A 15,624-nucleotide genomic window follows, 5' to 3' on the forward strand; every position below is an offset into this window, starting at 1 on the left:
GGGAAAAGGCGCGTGGCCGGCGGGAAAGAGCGGTGCGGTCCGGGGAGCGCAATCCGGAAGATGCGTCGGCGAACGGGCGGATGACACGCTGCCTGTGTAGCTGGAATCGAGAGAAAAGCCGGCGCGACAGCGGAGAAGGGCTTCGAATTCGGAGACCCCGGCCGGCCTACTCATCGATGTGGTCCGCATTGAATAGCTTTGAGCCTCAAGAGGAGGAAGAAGATTCGAATTCCTTTCCCGCCTCGACGACTGCAGACGTCGAGGCGGAAAGGGGCGTGACCACCCGGCTCGGGAGTCGATCCCCCGGCACGGCAGACGGGGCTCAATCGCCACCGGACACCCTTCCAGAATTCCTGCTCCGTCCTCGATACCCGTGACGCGTTTCGCTGGTGTTGGCACCCCGACTTGCCCTACCGACGAGATCTTGGAGAGATCCATGGAGATTCGCTGCCCCGTCGCCCTCGACACCACCGGCCGGGACATCCACGCTGAAGCCGCCGGCCTGCGGGCACAGGGCCCCGCGACGCAGGTGGAGCTCCCCGGTGGCGTGCTCGCCTGGTCGATCAACAGCCATGCCGTGATCAAGCAGATGCTGACCGACCCGCGGGTCACCAAGAGCGCCCGCAACCACTGGCCGGCCTTCATCAACGGAGAGATCCCGCCGGACTGGGAGATGATCAGCTGGATCGCGATGGACAACATGGTCACCGCGTACGGCAAGGACCACATCCGCCTGCGCAGGCTGGTCGGCAAGGCGTTCACGCCGCGCCGTACCGAGGCGATCCGGCCGCGGATCGTGGAGCTGACCAACCAGCTCGTGGACGCCCTGGAGGCCGCCGGACCCGGTGAGGTGGTGGACCTGCGGGAGCGGTTCGCCTACCCGCTGCCCGCCCGTCTCGTGGCCGACCTGATCGGCATGTCCGAAGACGCCCGCGTGAAGACGGCCAAGGTCATCGACATGATGGTGGACACCACCGTCACCCCCGAGCAGGCCCAGGCCGTGCTGGCCGGCTGGCGGGGCGCGATGGAGGACCTCATCGCCGCCAAGCGCCTGGAGCCGGGCGAGGACATCACCAGTGACCTGATCGCCGCGCGGGACGAGGACGGCTCGCGTCTGACCGAGGTCGAGCTGACCGACACGATCTTCGCGATCCTCGGCGCCGGCTCGGAGACCACGATCAACTTCTTCGACAACGCGATCACCGCGTTGCTCACCCACCCCGACCAGCTCCAGCTCGTCAGGTCCGGGCTCGCCTCGTGGGACGACGTGATCGACGAGACCCTCCGGGTGGAGTCGCCCCTGGCGCACCTGCCCCTGCGCTACGCGGTCGAGGACATCGAACTGGACGGCGTGACGATTCCCCGGGGCGACCCGATCCTCATCAACTACAGCGCGGTCGGGCGTGACCCGGCCCTGCACGGCGAGGGCGCCGACAGCTTCGACATCACCCGCGCCGACAAGGAGCACCTGTCCTTCGGTCACGGCCCGCACTACTGCCTCGGTACCGGCGTGGCCCGCCTGGTGGCGACGGTCGGCCTGTCCACGCTGTTCGAGCGCTTCCCCGAGCTGAGCCTCGCCGTCGGGCGGGAGGACCTGGAGCCGCTGCCGACGTTCATCATGAACGGTCATCGCGCCCTGCCGGTCCGCCTGACCGCCCCGGTGGCCGTCGGAGCCGCCGCCCGCTGACCGGCACACGAGGATCCGGCGGGCCCATCCGGAACACAGCACGCCAGAAGAAGCGCCGGAGGGCGGGCGGGCGAAGGATGGGCCCATGGGATCGCGCGGTGAGACCTCCGGACCACCGGGAGCGGGCCGGCCGGACGATCGGCGTACGCGCGAAACGGCGGGCGGGCTGTCATGACGAGGCCTGCCCGCCGGACGATTTTTTTGCCCTTGACAAATATTATTGTCGGTAGGACGATCGTCGCATGTTCCAGACGGTGGTGCCGGAGAACCCGGCGGTGGCAGAGGCCCCGCCGGAGCGGAGAGGCCGGGCCGCCGGCCGCCCGCCCTCCCCCGGACGCGAGCGAGCTCGCCGCCGGCCCCGCGTGGGCTCCCGGCAGGCGGCGCCGCCCCCTCCGGACACCGAGGTACGGCCCGGCGCGGCGGAGGCCCTCCGGGGCGCCACACGACCCCCACCGCACGTGGGCGGCCCACTTCTCCGCTACGGAGGCGGCGGAGCGGTCGCCGGACACCGTGTGACAACCGACATTCACGATGACAGTACGAGGAGATCAGAATGAGGAAGATCGCCGCAGGTCTGTTCGTGTCGCTGGACGGCGTCACGGAGTCGCCGGAGAAGTGGCACTTCACCTACTTCAGCGACGAGATGGGGGCGGCGGTCGGCGCGCAGATGGCCGCGGCCGACACGATGCTGCTGGGACGGCGGACCTACGAGGAGTTCGCCGGCTACTGGCCGAGCCAGGCCGGCACCGGCAACCAGCTCGCGGACCAGATGAACGACACGCCCAAGCTGGTCGTCTCCACGACCCTGGACAAGGTCGAGTGGCAGAACTCGACCCTGATCAAGGACAACGTCGTCGAGGAGCTCACCAAGCTGAAGGAGCAGCCCGGCAAGGACATCTCGATCACCGGGAGCGCCACCCTGGTCCGCTCGCTCCTGCGCGCCGGCGTGCTCGACGAGCTGCGGCTGCTGGTCCACCCGATCGTCGTGGGCTCCGGCAAGCGCCTGTTCGAGGACGGCGGCGACCAGGTGCCCCTGAAGCTCATCGACTCCCAGACCTTCAGCACGGGCGTCCTCTACCTCACCTACGGACTGGCAGACAAGTAAGGCAACCGTGCCGCCGGTGACCCGGCGGCCCCGCCCGGTCGCCCGGCCGGGTGGGCCGTCCCGGGACACGGGGCACCACCGACTGAGCCGGGTGGGCCGTCCGGGACGGCACCACCGACTGAAAGGACAACGCGCCATGGCTACCAAGTCCGTCGCACAGAAGCTGCTCATCAAGCCGGACACCGCCGTCTGGTCCTCGGACTCCTCCTACCTGGAGCTCATCCAGCCGCTCCCGGAGAACGTGCACCAGGCGGACGGGCCGGACCAGGCGGCGACCGCTCTCATCTTCGCCCAGAACGTCGGCTCGCTGCGCGACATCCTCAGCGCGCAGGAGGGGCGGCTGGGCGGGCAGAACGCCCTGTGGGTGGCCTACCCCAAGGCGAACCGGGCCGACATCAACCGCGAGAGCCTGGCCACGATCATGGTCGAGCACGGGATGCGCCCCATCGGGCAGGTGTCGGTGGACGACACGTGGTCCGCGATGCGCTTCCGCCCCGCCGACTAGGGCGCGTATCTGGTTGTGATCAAGGGGTGGTCCGGGTGAGGTCCTTGATCCAGATCATCGTGGCGCGAAGGCGGAGGCCGGCGAGGTAGTTCTCAGGGGTCTTGCCGTAGCGGACGGCGATGCCTCGCCAAGCCTGCAGAGTGACGTGGATCTTGCTGGGACGTCCTGGCCGAGGTGCGTCCCGGCGGCGTCGTGGTGGGGCCGGGCGGTGGCGGAGTCCCCGCCGGCCGGGGACGAGTCCACCTCGCCGCGTTGTGCGGCTTCCGCGACCAGGCCCTCCAGCAGGGCTGCGAAGTCGCCGGCGTCCCTGCACTGCCGGAAGCGGCTGTGCCCGCTCTGCCCGGCGTCCGCGCATGTGGACCGGCCACGCCGAACTCGGCGACCTCGTTGTCAGTCGTCGATGGCCTGGTAGAGCGTGGCCCAGAAGTCGTGGATAGCCCGCGGTGAATCCAGGGTGGACATCCCGACCTGGGTGAGCAGGACTCCGGTGAGCTGGTTGGTCCTGTCCGCGTGGACGGTGGTGCCGGTACCGCCGTCCCAGCCGAACTGGCCGATGGGCGCGTAGTCGCGGCGGTAGGTGCGCACCGCCATCCCGAAGCCCCAGCCGCCCTGCGACCCCTGGCCGGCCGACAGATGGACGATGTTCCTGTACATGGCGTCCCGGGCGGCTTGTTGCTCGAGCGTGAGGCGGTTGGTGGTCATCAGCTCGACGGCGGGCCGGGACAAGATCCGCTCGCTCCCGTGCATCCCGTGATTCAGCAGCATCCGGAAGTAGGCGTGGTAGTCGTCGGCGGTGGAGACCAGCCCGCCGCCGCCGCCCTGGAACGCCGGAGGCCGGCTGACCCTTCCGCCTGCCGCCTCGTCCCACACGGTGAACTCTCCGGTCTGCGGATCGGGCCCGTAGAGGGGCGGCAGCCGGTCGATCTTGCCGGCGGGCACGTGGAAACCGGTGTCCTTCATCCCCAGCGGATCGAGGACGCGTTCACGCAGGAACGTCTCCAACGGCCGGCCCGTGACCCTGGCGACGAGCACGCCGACCACCTCGTTGCTGAGGTCGTACTGCCACCGCTCTCCGGGCTGGTACGACAGCGGCAGCTCGCCGAGGCGGCGCATCCACTCGTCCGGCTCGGGCGCCGGCCCGGATGCCACGCTGTAGTCGGTCCGCTCGAAGATCGCGGCCCTGATCGGGGAGTCCAGCAACGCGAAATCCACCCCGAGCCCGAAGGTGGAGGTCAGCAGGTCCCGCACGGTGATCGGCCGCCGTGCCGGCACGGTGTCGTCCAGCGGGCCGTCGGGCCGCTTCAGCACCCGGCGGTCGGCGAGTTCGGGCAGCCACGGATCCACCGGGTCGTCCAGCCGCAGCCTGCACTCATCGAGCAGGACCATCGCCGCCGCCATCGTGACCGGCTTGGACGTGGAGGCCATCCGGAAGATCGTGTCCCGGCGCATCGGCGCGCCACCGTCATGACGCATCGTCCCGATCGCCTCGACGTGCGTCTGGCCGCCCCGGCTGACCAGGGCGACCAGCCCGGGAATCCGTTTGGACTCGACATGCCGTGCCAGCACGTCGCGCAGTCTGCGCAGCCCTGCTTCGGAGAAGCCGCTGTTGCTCGTACCCATCATGAAAGTCCTTGTCTACAGTGTTCGATCCCACGGCGGCCCTGGTGGCTACCGGCCCCTTCGAGGCGGCCATGCGATGAGCGTGCGCCCTGACCCAAGGTCAAGGTCAACCCCTGTCGCGGCTACGGGCTGACCGGCACTGATCGCAAGAATCCCTGGCCTGGACCAGGCGTTGGCCGCGGTCCGCGCCGGCCGGCATGCCGAGATCGCCATCGAGTCCCGCGCACTCCACGCCGCCTCCGGCCCGGCCCCCGACACGTCGACCGTCCCGGTGCGGTACGTGGTCGCCCGGGTGCCGGCCTCGGCGACAAGGGTGATGAGCTTGAACAGACGCGCGCTATCCTCGCCCCTGTGATCGTCCGCAACCCGTGCCTCAAGGCAAGCTCGAAGGTCGCCGGCGACCACGGCTCGATCCTGCGCAAGGACTTCTGCGCCGTCGCCGTCGCCGTCGCCGACGCGGTCCGCGAGACCGCAGCCGCCCACGATCCGGCCGCCCTCGATCTGCGGGTCCGCTGAGCCGATGGCAGACGGGCTCACGATCGGTCAGGCGGCGGCGTTCGTCGGCGTCACGATCAAGACAGTGCGGCACTATCACCGCCTCGGCCTGGTCGCCGAGCCGGAACGCGACGGTTCCGGCTACCGCCGTTACCGGTCGGCCGACCTGCTCCGGCTGGTCCAGGTCCGGACCCTGGCCGGGGCCGGCGTGCCGCTGGCCGAGATCGGTGACCTGCTCGACGCCGATCCCGAGAGGTTCGCCGTCGCCCTGGACGACGTCCGTCGTCGGCTCACCGAACGGATCGAGGACCTGATCGCGCGCCGCGACACGCTGCACCGGCTCGACCATGGCGACCGGGCCCTGCTGCCCGACCGGGCCTGCGCGCTCTTGGACCGACTCGCCGATCTCGGCTTCGGTTCCGACTACGTGGCCACTCAGCGGGAGGCTCTGGTGCTGGCCCGGGCGCTGATTCCGGAGATCTTCGACAGCTTCCTGACCCAGCTCGAACATTCGCTCGGCGACTCCGAGTTCGTCGAGCTGACCAAGCGCGGCCTGGATGCGAGGTTCTGGGATCCGGACGACCCACGGATCGAGAAGCTGGCCTCCGCGCTGGCCGGCAAGCTGCTGGCCAACCGTGCGGTGCTGGCGATGCCGACCAGGTCCGGGAACCGGTCCGACGCCGCCGCCCGGTACGGACTGGTCAACCACCACCGAGAAGACCAGGAGCCGGCCATCGCCCGGTTGAACGCGCTGGTCGAGGCGGAGCTGCGCGCGGCCGGAATCGACATCCCGCATCAGTGACGGGCCGCCCAGAAGGCTGGGCGGCCCGTTCGCGTCGGCGGCCGCGGTTACTCGATGTTGAACCGGGCCTTGGTGAGTTCCCGGTTCGCCATGCTCTTCAGGACGACGGCGTATCCGGCATGGCTGTGAAGCGTGGACATGTCACGCCACACACGTTCGATGCGGTCACCGTGGCGGACCGAGCTGGAACCGGCGGTGGGGAACAGCTCCCCCTCGACCGCTCGCCAGCACAGCCGGACCACTTCCCGGCTGATGGTGGCGAGCCGCCATTCCTGTTCCCTGGTGAACGCCTCCGGGCCCTCGGCGCACGTGTCACGCCATTGCTGGATCCCGTTCAGGAGAGCGGCCTCGGCCGTGCTGATCATTCCGGTGGCCTCGCCGTACCTGAGCTGGAAGTCGGGATCCTCCACGCGCAGGACGATGGGCGGGTAGATCGTCGTCCGCGTCAGCATCAGGTCCTCGTAGGCGTCGAGCGCTCCCTTCGCCATGCCCACCGCGAGGGCGCCGAGTTCGAGCAGCATGAAGCTGAGCGGCCCGCCTCCGTACTCGGGATTGCCGTGCAGCGCGCGGCCCGGTGTGCCCTCGGTGACGGTGACCTGGCTCATGTGGAAACCGCGGGTGAAGTGGTCGGGGACGTGCCCGTCGACGATGGCGACGCTGTGCGATCCGCTCCCCTTCAGCCCCAGCTGCTGCCCCCAGTCGTCCAGGCGCTTCCACTGGTCGCGCGGGGCGATGAACAGCAGAGGGGCCGGCGGCTGCCCGTCCGCCTGCGGCACGAGGGTGTGACCGATGAAGTGCGTGGCGTACGGCGAGCCGGAGGCGTAGGACCAGACGCCGTTGATCACCCAGCCGTCGGCCGTACGCTCGGCGGTGCCACTGGGCGCGACCGTGGCGGGGCAGATGAAGTCACCGGAGCTGAAGAGCTCGGCCTGCGCCCGCTCGTCGAACAGCGTGGCCACCGCGAGCGCGTGCGCGGCGCCGAAAAGGTACATCCAGCCGGTCGACGGGCACCCGCGCGCGAGCGCCATCGCCACGCGCAGGAACGTGTCGGTCCCGAACTCGTAGCCGCCGTAACGCCGGGGGACCAGGATCCGGTAGAAACCGGCCCTCGCGAACTCCTCGTGGGTGTCCTGCGCGTAGAAGGTGCGCTGTTCGGTCTCGGCCTGGCGGCCGATCAGGGTCGGTGCGATCGCCTCGGCCCTCGCGATGATCTCCGCCGGAGTGAGTCGCGGCTCGGGCGGGGAAGGAAATGCGTGTTCGGGAACACTGGTGACGGCTGTCATTGCTGCGCACATCCCCTATCTCGGATGGTTGGCTCACGAGCGGTGACACGGTGGCCGCGTCGCGGGACTCAGATCTCCCGCAGCGGCCGGTCGGGGCCGGTGACCGCGTTCCACAGCACCTGACGGAAGTCCGACACCAGGTCGACTATCGTGCTCTCGTCAAAGCGGTTGCGGTCGAACTTGAGGCTCCCGGCTATCTCCCCCGAGGGGAGGACGTCCATCGCCCACAGCGCGCCGTTCGGAATGTGCGAGCTCAGCGGCTGCGGCAGCACCCGCCGCCGTATCTCGGAGTACGTCAGGCCCCCGATCGCCTCCTCCACCTCGGACGGAGCCTGGAGGACCTCGAAGGCGACGACGGCCACGCCGTCGTCCGCGAACGGGCTCACGAGCCCGGGGTTGCCGTGCGCGATCAGCGGGAACGGGATGTCGTTCCCGTAGGCCTCGAAACAGGTCGCGCGGGTCCGCGCGACCACCTCGCGGAAGGTCTCGCAGCCGGTGATGTCCGTCCTCAACGTGAGGTAGTTGAAGATGGGGCCGACGGTCTCCATGAAGCGCTCGTCGGATCGGCCCGAGGTGAACGTCGGGACGACGATGTCGGTGACCCCGGTCTTCTTGTGCAGAAGCACGTTGTAGGCCGCGACCATGACCATGAACGCCGAGCTCCGCGCCGCCTTGGAGAACTTCAGGGTCGCGGAGGTCAGTTCCCCGTCGAACACGAAGCGGTGCGCCGCGTACACGTTGGTGAGCCCGCCGTCGCGCGGCCGGTCCGTGGGGATGGCGAGAATGCGGGCATCGCGCAGCTTCTCCCCCCAGTATTCGAGCGCCCTGCCCATCTCGGCGCCGCCCGCGCTCTCCAGCTGCCAGACGGCGAACTCCCCGTACTGGTGGACGTCCGGGAGGGCGGGGGCCTGCGATCCCCGGCGGGCGGCGTAGCGGGCGGCGAGGTCGCGGATGATGACCTGCATCGACCACGCGTCGCCCGCCGTGTGGTGCAGCACGAGCACGAGCACCGCGTCGTTGTCGTCGAACCGCCCCAGGCGGGCCCGCAGGTGGGGGAGGCTCCCCACGCTGTACGTGCCCGCGTCGAGCTCGTTGAGGAACTCCTCCGCCCGGACGTCACGCGGGCGGGGGTCGTCCGCCGGGAGGTCGCTGACCACCAGTTCGACGGAGCCGGGCGGGTGGATCCTCTGGTACCGCTCCTCGGCGCCGCGGACGATCGACGTGCGGAGCGCCTCGTGACGTGCCACCACGTCGTCCAGGGCCCCCTGCAGCGCGCCGGTGTCGACCGCCCCGCTGAGCCGCCAGCCGAAGACCAGGGTGTGCCGGTTACCGAAGGCCCCGTCGGCCTCGCCGTTGTCGAACGCGCACAGGAACTCCTGGTTGAAGGCGAGCGGAGTACGGATCTCCAGGTCGTCCGGCGCATGCGTCGTCTCGTGAACAGTCATGGTGCCCGTGCCTCTCAGGCGTCGCCGCGAGGGCTGTTCTGGTAGGCGGCGAGCCGCCACTCACCGTCCCGCTTGACGACCACCCAGGAGGCCCGGACGGCCCGCTCGTCCGAGACCTCGGTCTCGCCGGGCGCCAGCACGCCGCCCAGCGTGATCAGCACCCCGGCCTCGGCGCTGAAGAAGCGGATGTCGATGGGCCGGCCGGTCACCCGGGTGCCCTTGTACGGCCCGGCGAACGCCTGCGACATGAACGAGCGGATGTCGTCGCGGCCCTTGCGGTAGACGCCGGGCAGGATCATCGACCCGTCCTCGGTGAAGACGTCGGCGAAGGCGGCGCCGTCGTGGCCGGCCCAGGCCGCGATGATGCGCTGCGGGATGGCGGCGACGGCGGCCTGGTCGTCGGCGGAGGGACCCGTGATGGTGGATGCGGGGGCGGTCGTGGTCATGTTCCTTCTCCGTTGAGTCGATCCGTTGAGTCGATGCGGAAGGCCGGTGGCGGTCAGAGGTAGAGGGTGTCGGGCTCCTGGCCGCAGAGGATCCGCCCGTACAGCTCGGCGTTGGTGTTCGGATGCATCAGGGCGTGCAGGTTGACGGCCTGGACATCGCGCGCGATCCGCTGGATCGGCTGGCTGCTGTAGACCGACGAGCCGCCGCTGGCCAGGGCGTAGATGTCCACGGCCTCCTTGCCGAGCCGGCACACCGCGCCCATGTCGGCACGTGCCCTGGCGCGCTCCTCCAGCGTCCAGGGCGCGTTCTCGACGCCCTTGGTGTCCACCAGAGTCGACAGGCGGTGGGCGTGGAACTCCGCCTCGTCGATCTTCATCGCGGCCTCGGCGACCTGCAGGTGGGTCAGCGGAGCCTCGGCCTGGCTCGCGTAGCCGCTGTAGGTGATCTTGCGCTCGGGGAGCCGCTGGAAGAACGCCTCCCTGGCGGCCCTCGCCAGCCCGAGCACGGTTCCGACCGAGGAGGCGGAGGCGACGGGGAGCAGCGGAGCCCGGTAGATGGGGGAGCCGGCGTTCAGCGCCGAGGCGGACTGCCCCTGCAACACCATGGGAAGGGGCAGGACCCGCTCGGCCGGGATGAACACGTCGGCCGCGATCGTGCTGACGCTGCCCGTGCCCTTCAGGCCCGAGGTGTGCCAGTCGTCCACGATCTGCAGATCCGACAGCGGGACCAGCGCCATGATCGGGTACGGCTCACCGGCCGGCGGCACCAGGATCGCCACGATCTCCTGCCAGTGGCTGTGCAGGGCGCCGCTGATGAACGCCCACTTGCCGTTGACCACGACCCCGCCGTCGGCCGGAGCGGCCATCGCGGTGGGGCTCAACGTCCCGCACACCCGCACGTCCGGGGTCGAGAACACCTCGTCCTGCACCGCGTCCGGGAACTGGCACGTCATCCAGGTCGGAATCGTGTAGACCGACGCCACCCACGAGGTGGAGCCGTCGGCCTGGCCGAGCTCGGCGGCCACGTCGACCAGGGTGCGCGTGTCGGACTCGTATCCGCCGTAGCGGGCCGGCACCCTCATCTTGAAGATTCCGGCGTCGGCCAGTGCCTCGATCGACTCGTCGTGAATGCGCCGGTTCTCCTCCGACCAGACCGCGTTCTTCCGAAGAACGGGCAGCAATTCGGACGCGCGACGAACAAGCTGCTCCCGCGTCGGGGCATCGGTCGTCAACACCATTTCCTCCCAAGGAATTCAGACGAGAAAGGGCCGCCGCACCGGTCCGCCGATGCTAACCATCCGACGGTCGCACCGGCGGCCCGGCGGACGCATCTTCTGGATTGCGAATGGATTGCCGGCCGTCGGTCCCGGCGGGGCGCACCAGGTGGAGGATCCCCGCTCAGGAACGGTTTCCGGAGCCGGGGCCGATGGGCCGGAGAAATGGCGGCGCGCGGATCTCGCAACCTGGGAGAAGCCGCGCGCCGCCTCCGAATGCCAGCATCGGAACCTACAGCAGAATGCCGACGCGCCCGCCGACACCGTCGAGCCGGACGCGCCGTCCGGAGCGCTCAGGCTTCGGCGTTTCCCGAGTTCTGCTGGCGCGCGTGCGGACGATCGCGAACTTCTCCGAGCACGTCCCGTCGGTCAGGAACGCTCGACAGCCACCGATTCATGCAGGAGTTGAGTTGCGAGAAGAGGGAGAAGCCCGATGACCGATCTTCAGGATGCCGCCGTCACGACCGGAGCGCGGCGGAAGACGCGTCCTCTGACCGGCGACGAGTACATCGAGAGCCTGCGCGACGACCGTGAGATCTACCTGTACGGCGACCGCGTCAAGGACGTCACCTCGCACCCGGCCTTCCGCAACCCCGTCCGCATGACGGCGCGGCTGTACGACGCGCTGCACGACCCGGACAAGCGTGACGTCCTCACCGCGCCGACGGACACCGGGAGCGACGGCTACACCCACCGGTTCTTCACCACGCCGCGCAGCGTGGACGACCTCGTGGCCGATCAGAAGGCCATCGCCGCCTGGGCCCGCATGAGCTACGGATGGATGGGACGCAGCCCGGACTACAAGGCGTCGTTCCTCGGCACGCTCGGCGCCAACGCCGACTTCTACGAGCCCTTCGCGGACAACGCGCGGCGCTGGTACAGGGAGTCGCAGGAGAAGGTCCTGTACTGGAACCACGCGATCGTGCACCCGCCGGTCGACCGCAGCCGCCCTGCGGACGAGGTCGCGGACGTGTTCATCCACGTGGAGAAGGAGACCGACGCCGGTCTCATCGTGAGCGGGGCCAAGGTCGTCGCCACCGGGTCCGCGCTCACCCACTACAACTTCATCGCCCACTACGGCCTGCCGATCAAGGACAAGAAGTTCGCGCTGGTGGCCACCGTGCCGATGGGCGTGCCGGGGATGAAGCTGATCTGCCGCCCCTCCTACTCCGCCACGGCCGCGGTGATGGGCAGCCCGTTCGACTACCCGCTCTCCTCGCGGCTGGACGAGAACGACACCATCCTCGTGCTGGACAAGGTGCTCATCCCGTGGGAGAACGTGTTCATCTACGGGGATCTGGGCAAGGTCCAGCTCTTCACCGGCCAGTCCGGGTTCATCGAGCGCTTCACCTTCCACGGGTGCACGCGCCTGGCGGTGAAGCTGGAGTTCATCGCCGGCCTACTGGCCAAGGCGCTGGAGATCACCGGCACCGCGGACTTCCGGGGCGTGCAGAGCCGGCTGGGCGAGGTCCTCGCGTGGCGGAACCTGTTCTGGGCGTTCTCCGACGCGGCAGTGCGCAACCCGGTCGAGTGGAAGAACGGCGCGCTCCTGCCCAACCCCCAGTACGGGATGGCCTACCGGTGGTTCTCACAGGTCGGTTACCCGAGGATCAGGGAGATCATCCTGCAGGACGTGGCCAGCGGGCTGATCTACGTCAACTCCAGCGCCGACGACTTCAAGAACCCGGACATCCGGCCCTACCTGGACAAGTACGTCCGTGGTTCGGGCGGGGTCGACGCCATGGGGCGGGTCAAGCTGATGAAGCTGCTCTGGGACGCGGTCGGCAGCGAGTTCGGCGGGCGGCACGAGCTGTACGAGCGCAACTACGCCGGCAACCACGAGAACACCCGCGTGGAACTGCTGTTCGGGCAGCTCGCCAACGGCCAGGTCGACGACTACAAGGCCTTTGTCGACGAGTGCCTGGGGGAGTACGACCTGGACGGCTGGACGGTGCCGGACCTGTCCACCTCCGGAGACCTGTGGCACGCCAGGAACGGCCTCCTCGATGGGTGAGCGCCGGTCGCGGGCCGCCTGATGGAGCCGCCCCCGGCGACGTCGGCCCCGCCATGGGCGGAGACCGGCCGCGTGACAACGGTCGGCCGCGTGACAACGGCCGCCCATGTGGTGACGGCCGCGTACGGAACAACGGCCGCTCACGTTGCGACGGCCCCACGCGGAACAACGGCCGTTCATGTGGCGACGGCCGTTCGCGGGAGAACGGCCGTTCATGTGACGAGAATTGCCGGGGCGGCGGAGGATCCGCGCGCGGAAAAGGCCGTTCGCGTGGACAGCGGTTTGTGCGGAGAAAACGCTGAACGCGCGGAAAAGGCTCCATGCGTGCCGGAGAGCATCCGTATCGAGAAAGCGGCACGTGCGACAGAAAGTGTTCGCGGGACAATGTCCGATCACGCAGTGGTGGCCGCGGAAAAGTCAAATGTCGGGCGAGAATACACCGCAACACAGGAGATGCCTCGCATAACAGACGGATGTGATGCTAATGGCATGTCCGAATTTGAAGGAAAGACCGTACTGGTCACTGGGGGTGGCAGCGGCATAGGCCTGGCCACCGCGCGACGACTCGTAGGCGCCGGGGCGAGCGTGGTGCTCGCCGGGCGCAGCAGCGATCGGCTCGAGGCTGCCGTGAAGGACCTCGACGCCGGCGACAAGGTGCTCGCCGTACCCACCGACGTGGCACGCACCGGCGACCTCGATGGGCTCATCGCCCAGGTTCAGCAGCGGTTCGGCCGCCTGAACGGTGTGTTCGCCAACGCCGGGGTCGCGCTGTCCGCACGCACCGCGGACGTCACCGAGGCCGACTTCGACCAGGTGGTCGGCGCCAACTTCAAGGGTACGTTCTTCACCGTCCAGAAGGCCCTGCCGCTTCTCGACGAGGGCGGGTCGATCGTGCTGAACGCGTCGTGGCTGGTGCACCGCGGCGTCGGCCTGGCCTCGGTGTACGCGGCGAGCAAGGCCGCCGTGCTCAACCTGGCCCGTACCTTCGCCCCCGACCTGGCCGAGCGGGGCATCAGGGTCAACACCGTCACACCCGGCCACGTCACGACGGACATGTTCGATGCCGTCACCGGCGGCAACGAGCAGGTGCAGGAGTTCTTCCGGAGCCAGGTGGCGCTGGGCCGGCTGGGCCACGCCGAGGACATCGCCGACGCCGTCGTCTTCCTGCTGTCGCCCCGCGCGTCGTACATCACCGGTCAGGAGCTCGTCGTCGACGGTGGCCTGGTCGGTTCGGTCCCCAGCTGACCGGTCATCCTCCCGTTCGCTCCGGCCCCCGGCTGCCGCCGGGGGTCGGCGGCCGACAGGGCAGGGCCGGGCTCGCGGCCGGCGGTAGCGGGGAAGTCAGGGATCGGCGGATCGATACATCCCTTCGGCGACGCATGATCCAAATCCGGGATTTGAGGAGGTAACCGTGAGCGATACAACCAATACTCGCGCGGTGGTGCTCGGCGGAAGCCTTGCTGGGCTGTTCGCGGCCAGGGTGCTCGCCGATGCTTACGACGAAGTGCTCATAGTGGACCGCGATGTCCTGGTCGGGGTGGAGGGGCCGCGACGTAGCTGTCCGCAGGGACGGCACATCAACGGGCTGCTCGCCCGCGGCCAGCTTGTCATGGAGGAGCTGTTCCCCGGAATCACCGAGGAGCTGTTCGCGGACGGCGTGCCGACCGGGGACCTGGCCGGGGACGTGCGCTGGTACTTCAACGGCAAGCGGGTGAAGCAGCAGAACGCCGGCCTGGTGTGCGTCGCCGCGAGCCGGCCGATGCTGGAGCGCCACATCCGCGAGCGGACGCAGGTCCTGTCCAACGTCCTCTTCGTCGAGAAGCACGACATCCTCGGCCTGGAGACGACGCCGGACCGCAGCCGGGTCAACGGCGTGCGGGTGCAGAGCCTTGAGGAGGGCGGCGTCGAGGAGGTCATCAGCGCCGATCTGGTGGTCGACGCCACCGGCCGGGGCTCGCGCACCCCCATCTGGCTGGAGGACCTCGGCTACCCGCGGGTCAAGGAGGACCGCAAGAAGATCGGCCTGGGCTACGTGACCCAGCACTACCGGCTGCTCGCCGACCCGTACCACGGCGACCTGTCGATCAACCCCGTCGCGTCGGCCAAGCTGCCCCGTGGCGCGATCTTCACCAAGACCGACGGCGACCGGGTCGAGCTGACCACCTACGGCATCCTCGGCGACCACCCGCCCACCGACCAGGCCGGCCTCTACGCCTGGGTGAAGTCGCTGGCGGTTCCGGACATCTACGACGCCCTCCAGCACGCCGAGCCCCTCGACGAGCCGGTGGCCTTCCGCTTCCCGACGACCCTGCGGCGCCGCTACGAGGACATGGAGCGCCTGCCGGACGGCCTGCTGGTGACCGGTGACGCCGTGTGCTGCTTCAACCCGGTGTACGCCCAGGGGATGACCGTGGCGGCGCTCGGGGCGCTGACCATCCGCGACCACCTGCACAGCGGCGCCGCGCCGCAGCCGGGCCAGTACTTCCGGGACCTCGCCCGTGACGTCGTCGACCCGCCGTGGCAGATGACGAACACCGTGGACCTCGGCTTCCCCGGCGTCGAGGGGGAGCGCACGGTAGCGATCCGGGTCCAGCAGGCCTTCCTGGCGCTGGTCCAGAAGGCCGCGTCGCGCGACGGCACGGTCACCGCCGCCTACATGCGGACGGCCGGCCTCGTCGAGCGTCCCGAGTCGCTCATGCGCCCGGCCATCCTCCTGCGCATCCTGTGGAAGGGGCTGTTCGGCGGGAAGGGCGCCGCGGCCCCCCGGCAGAGCACCGCGACCGGGGCGCCCGCCAAGAGGAAGGTCCCGGTCGGGTAGGAAGCCCGTGGGCGAAGGCTCGCTACGGGAAGCCGAGAAGTGGTGACGAGGGTCGGGACGACCGGCGATCTCGTCACCACTTCCTGCTGTCCGCCCCCTGACGGCCCCCAGCCGTCTCCCGCCTCCGGCC

Annotated in this window: 13 protein-coding genes; 8 read left to right on the forward strand and 5 right to left on the reverse strand. The window is 69.5% G+C overall.

Annotation, left to right across the window (positions count from 1 at the left end):
• The first annotated feature begins 436 nt into the window (after window positions 1-436).
• The 3 genes from CA984_RS34330 to CA984_RS34340 all read left to right on the forward strand — a co-directional run bounded on the left by CA984_RS34330 (window position 437) and on the right by CA984_RS34340 (window position 3,297).
• Window positions 437-1,687: a cytochrome P450 family protein gene (locus tag CA984_RS34330; RefSeq protein WP_086577596.1), complete on the forward strand. Its 1,251-nt coding sequence runs from the start codon at window positions 437-439 to the stop codon at window positions 1,685-1,687.
• Between the two features lie 553 nt (window positions 1,688-2,240).
• Window positions 2,241-2,792 (forward strand): dihydrofolate reductase family protein, encoded by a 552-nt coding sequence (locus CA984_RS34335; RefSeq protein ID WP_086577597.1) that lies wholly within the window; start codon window positions 2,241-2,243, stop codon window positions 2,790-2,792.
• Between the two features lie 136 nt (window positions 2,793-2,928).
• The gene (locus CA984_RS34340; RefSeq protein ID WP_086577598.1) at window positions 2,929-3,297 is read left to right on the forward strand and encodes a hypothetical protein; all 369 of its coding nucleotides are present in this window, start codon (window positions 2,929-2,931) and stop codon (window positions 3,295-3,297) included.
• A 390-nt stretch (window positions 3,298-3,687) separates the two neighbouring features.
• On the opposite strand, the gene CA984_RS34345 is transcribed toward CA984_RS34340, so the two are convergent.
• Window positions 3,688-4,920 (reverse strand): serine hydrolase domain-containing protein, encoded by a 1,233-nt coding sequence (locus CA984_RS34345; protein WP_242676329.1) that lies wholly within the window; start codon window positions 4,918-4,920, stop codon window positions 3,688-3,690.
• A gap of 348 nt (window positions 4,921-5,268) precedes the next feature.
• Here CA984_RS34345 and CA984_RS46615 point away from each other — a divergent pair, with 348 nt between their 5' ends.
• Window positions 5,269-5,433, forward strand: coding sequence for a hypothetical protein (locus tag CA984_RS46615; protein ID WP_165781521.1), 165 nt, complete (start codon window positions 5,269-5,271; stop codon window positions 5,431-5,433).
• Window positions 5,434-5,437: 4 nt separating this feature from the next.
• The gene (locus tag CA984_RS34355) at window positions 5,438-6,214 is read left to right on the forward strand and encodes a MerR family transcriptional regulator (RefSeq protein WP_086577601.1); all 777 of its coding nucleotides are present in this window, start codon (window positions 5,438-5,440) and stop codon (window positions 6,212-6,214) included.
• 47 nt (window positions 6,215-6,261) lie between these two features.
• On the opposite strand, the gene CA984_RS34360 is transcribed toward CA984_RS34355, so the two are convergent.
• The 4 genes from CA984_RS34360 to CA984_RS34375 form a co-directional block, all read right to left on the reverse strand.
• The gene (locus CA984_RS34360; protein ID WP_086577602.1) at window positions 6,262-7,497 is read right to left on the reverse strand and encodes an acyl-CoA dehydrogenase family protein; all 1,236 of its coding nucleotides are present in this window, start codon (window positions 7,495-7,497) and stop codon (window positions 6,262-6,264) included.
• A 68-nt stretch (window positions 7,498-7,565) separates the two neighbouring features.
• On the reverse strand, window positions 7,566-8,942 hold the full coding sequence (locus tag CA984_RS34365) for a condensation domain-containing protein (protein WP_086577603.1): 1,377 nt from the start codon (window positions 8,940-8,942) through the stop codon (window positions 7,566-7,568).
• 14 nt (window positions 8,943-8,956) lie between these two features.
• Window positions 8,957-9,388 (reverse strand): SgcJ/EcaC family oxidoreductase, encoded by a 432-nt coding sequence (locus CA984_RS34370; RefSeq protein ID WP_086577604.1) that lies wholly within the window; start codon window positions 9,386-9,388, stop codon window positions 8,957-8,959.
• 53 nt (window positions 9,389-9,441) lie between these two features.
• Window positions 9,442-10,626: an acyl-CoA dehydrogenase family protein gene (locus CA984_RS34375; RefSeq protein WP_242676330.1), complete on the reverse strand. Its 1,185-nt coding sequence runs from the start codon at window positions 10,624-10,626 to the stop codon at window positions 9,442-9,444.
• A 469-nt stretch (window positions 10,627-11,095) separates the two neighbouring features.
• Here CA984_RS34375 and CA984_RS34380 point away from each other — a divergent pair, with 469 nt between their 5' ends.
• The 3 genes from CA984_RS34380 to CA984_RS34390 all read left to right on the forward strand — a co-directional run bounded on the left by CA984_RS34380 (window position 11,096) and on the right by CA984_RS34390 (window position 15,494).
• Window positions 11,096-12,676 (forward strand): 4-hydroxyphenylacetate 3-hydroxylase family protein, encoded by a 1,581-nt coding sequence (locus tag CA984_RS34380; RefSeq protein WP_031168506.1) that lies wholly within the window; start codon window positions 11,096-11,098, stop codon window positions 12,674-12,676.
• Window positions 12,677-13,165: 489 nt separating this feature from the next.
• Complete coding sequence (locus CA984_RS34385) at window positions 13,166-13,921, forward strand: SDR family NAD(P)-dependent oxidoreductase (protein ID WP_031168504.1); 756 nt, start codon at window positions 13,166-13,168, stop codon at window positions 13,919-13,921.
• Between the two features lie 166 nt (window positions 13,922-14,087).
• Window positions 14,088-15,494 (forward strand): NAD(P)/FAD-dependent oxidoreductase, encoded by a 1,407-nt coding sequence (locus CA984_RS34390; RefSeq protein ID WP_108724658.1) that lies wholly within the window; start codon window positions 14,088-14,090, stop codon window positions 15,492-15,494.
• Window positions 15,495-15,624: the final 130 nt, after the last annotated feature.

It is taken from the genome of Streptosporangium minutum (assembly GCF_002149035.1).
Lineage (GTDB): Bacteria > Actinomycetota > Actinomycetes > Streptosporangiales > Streptosporangiaceae > Streptosporangium > Streptosporangium minutum.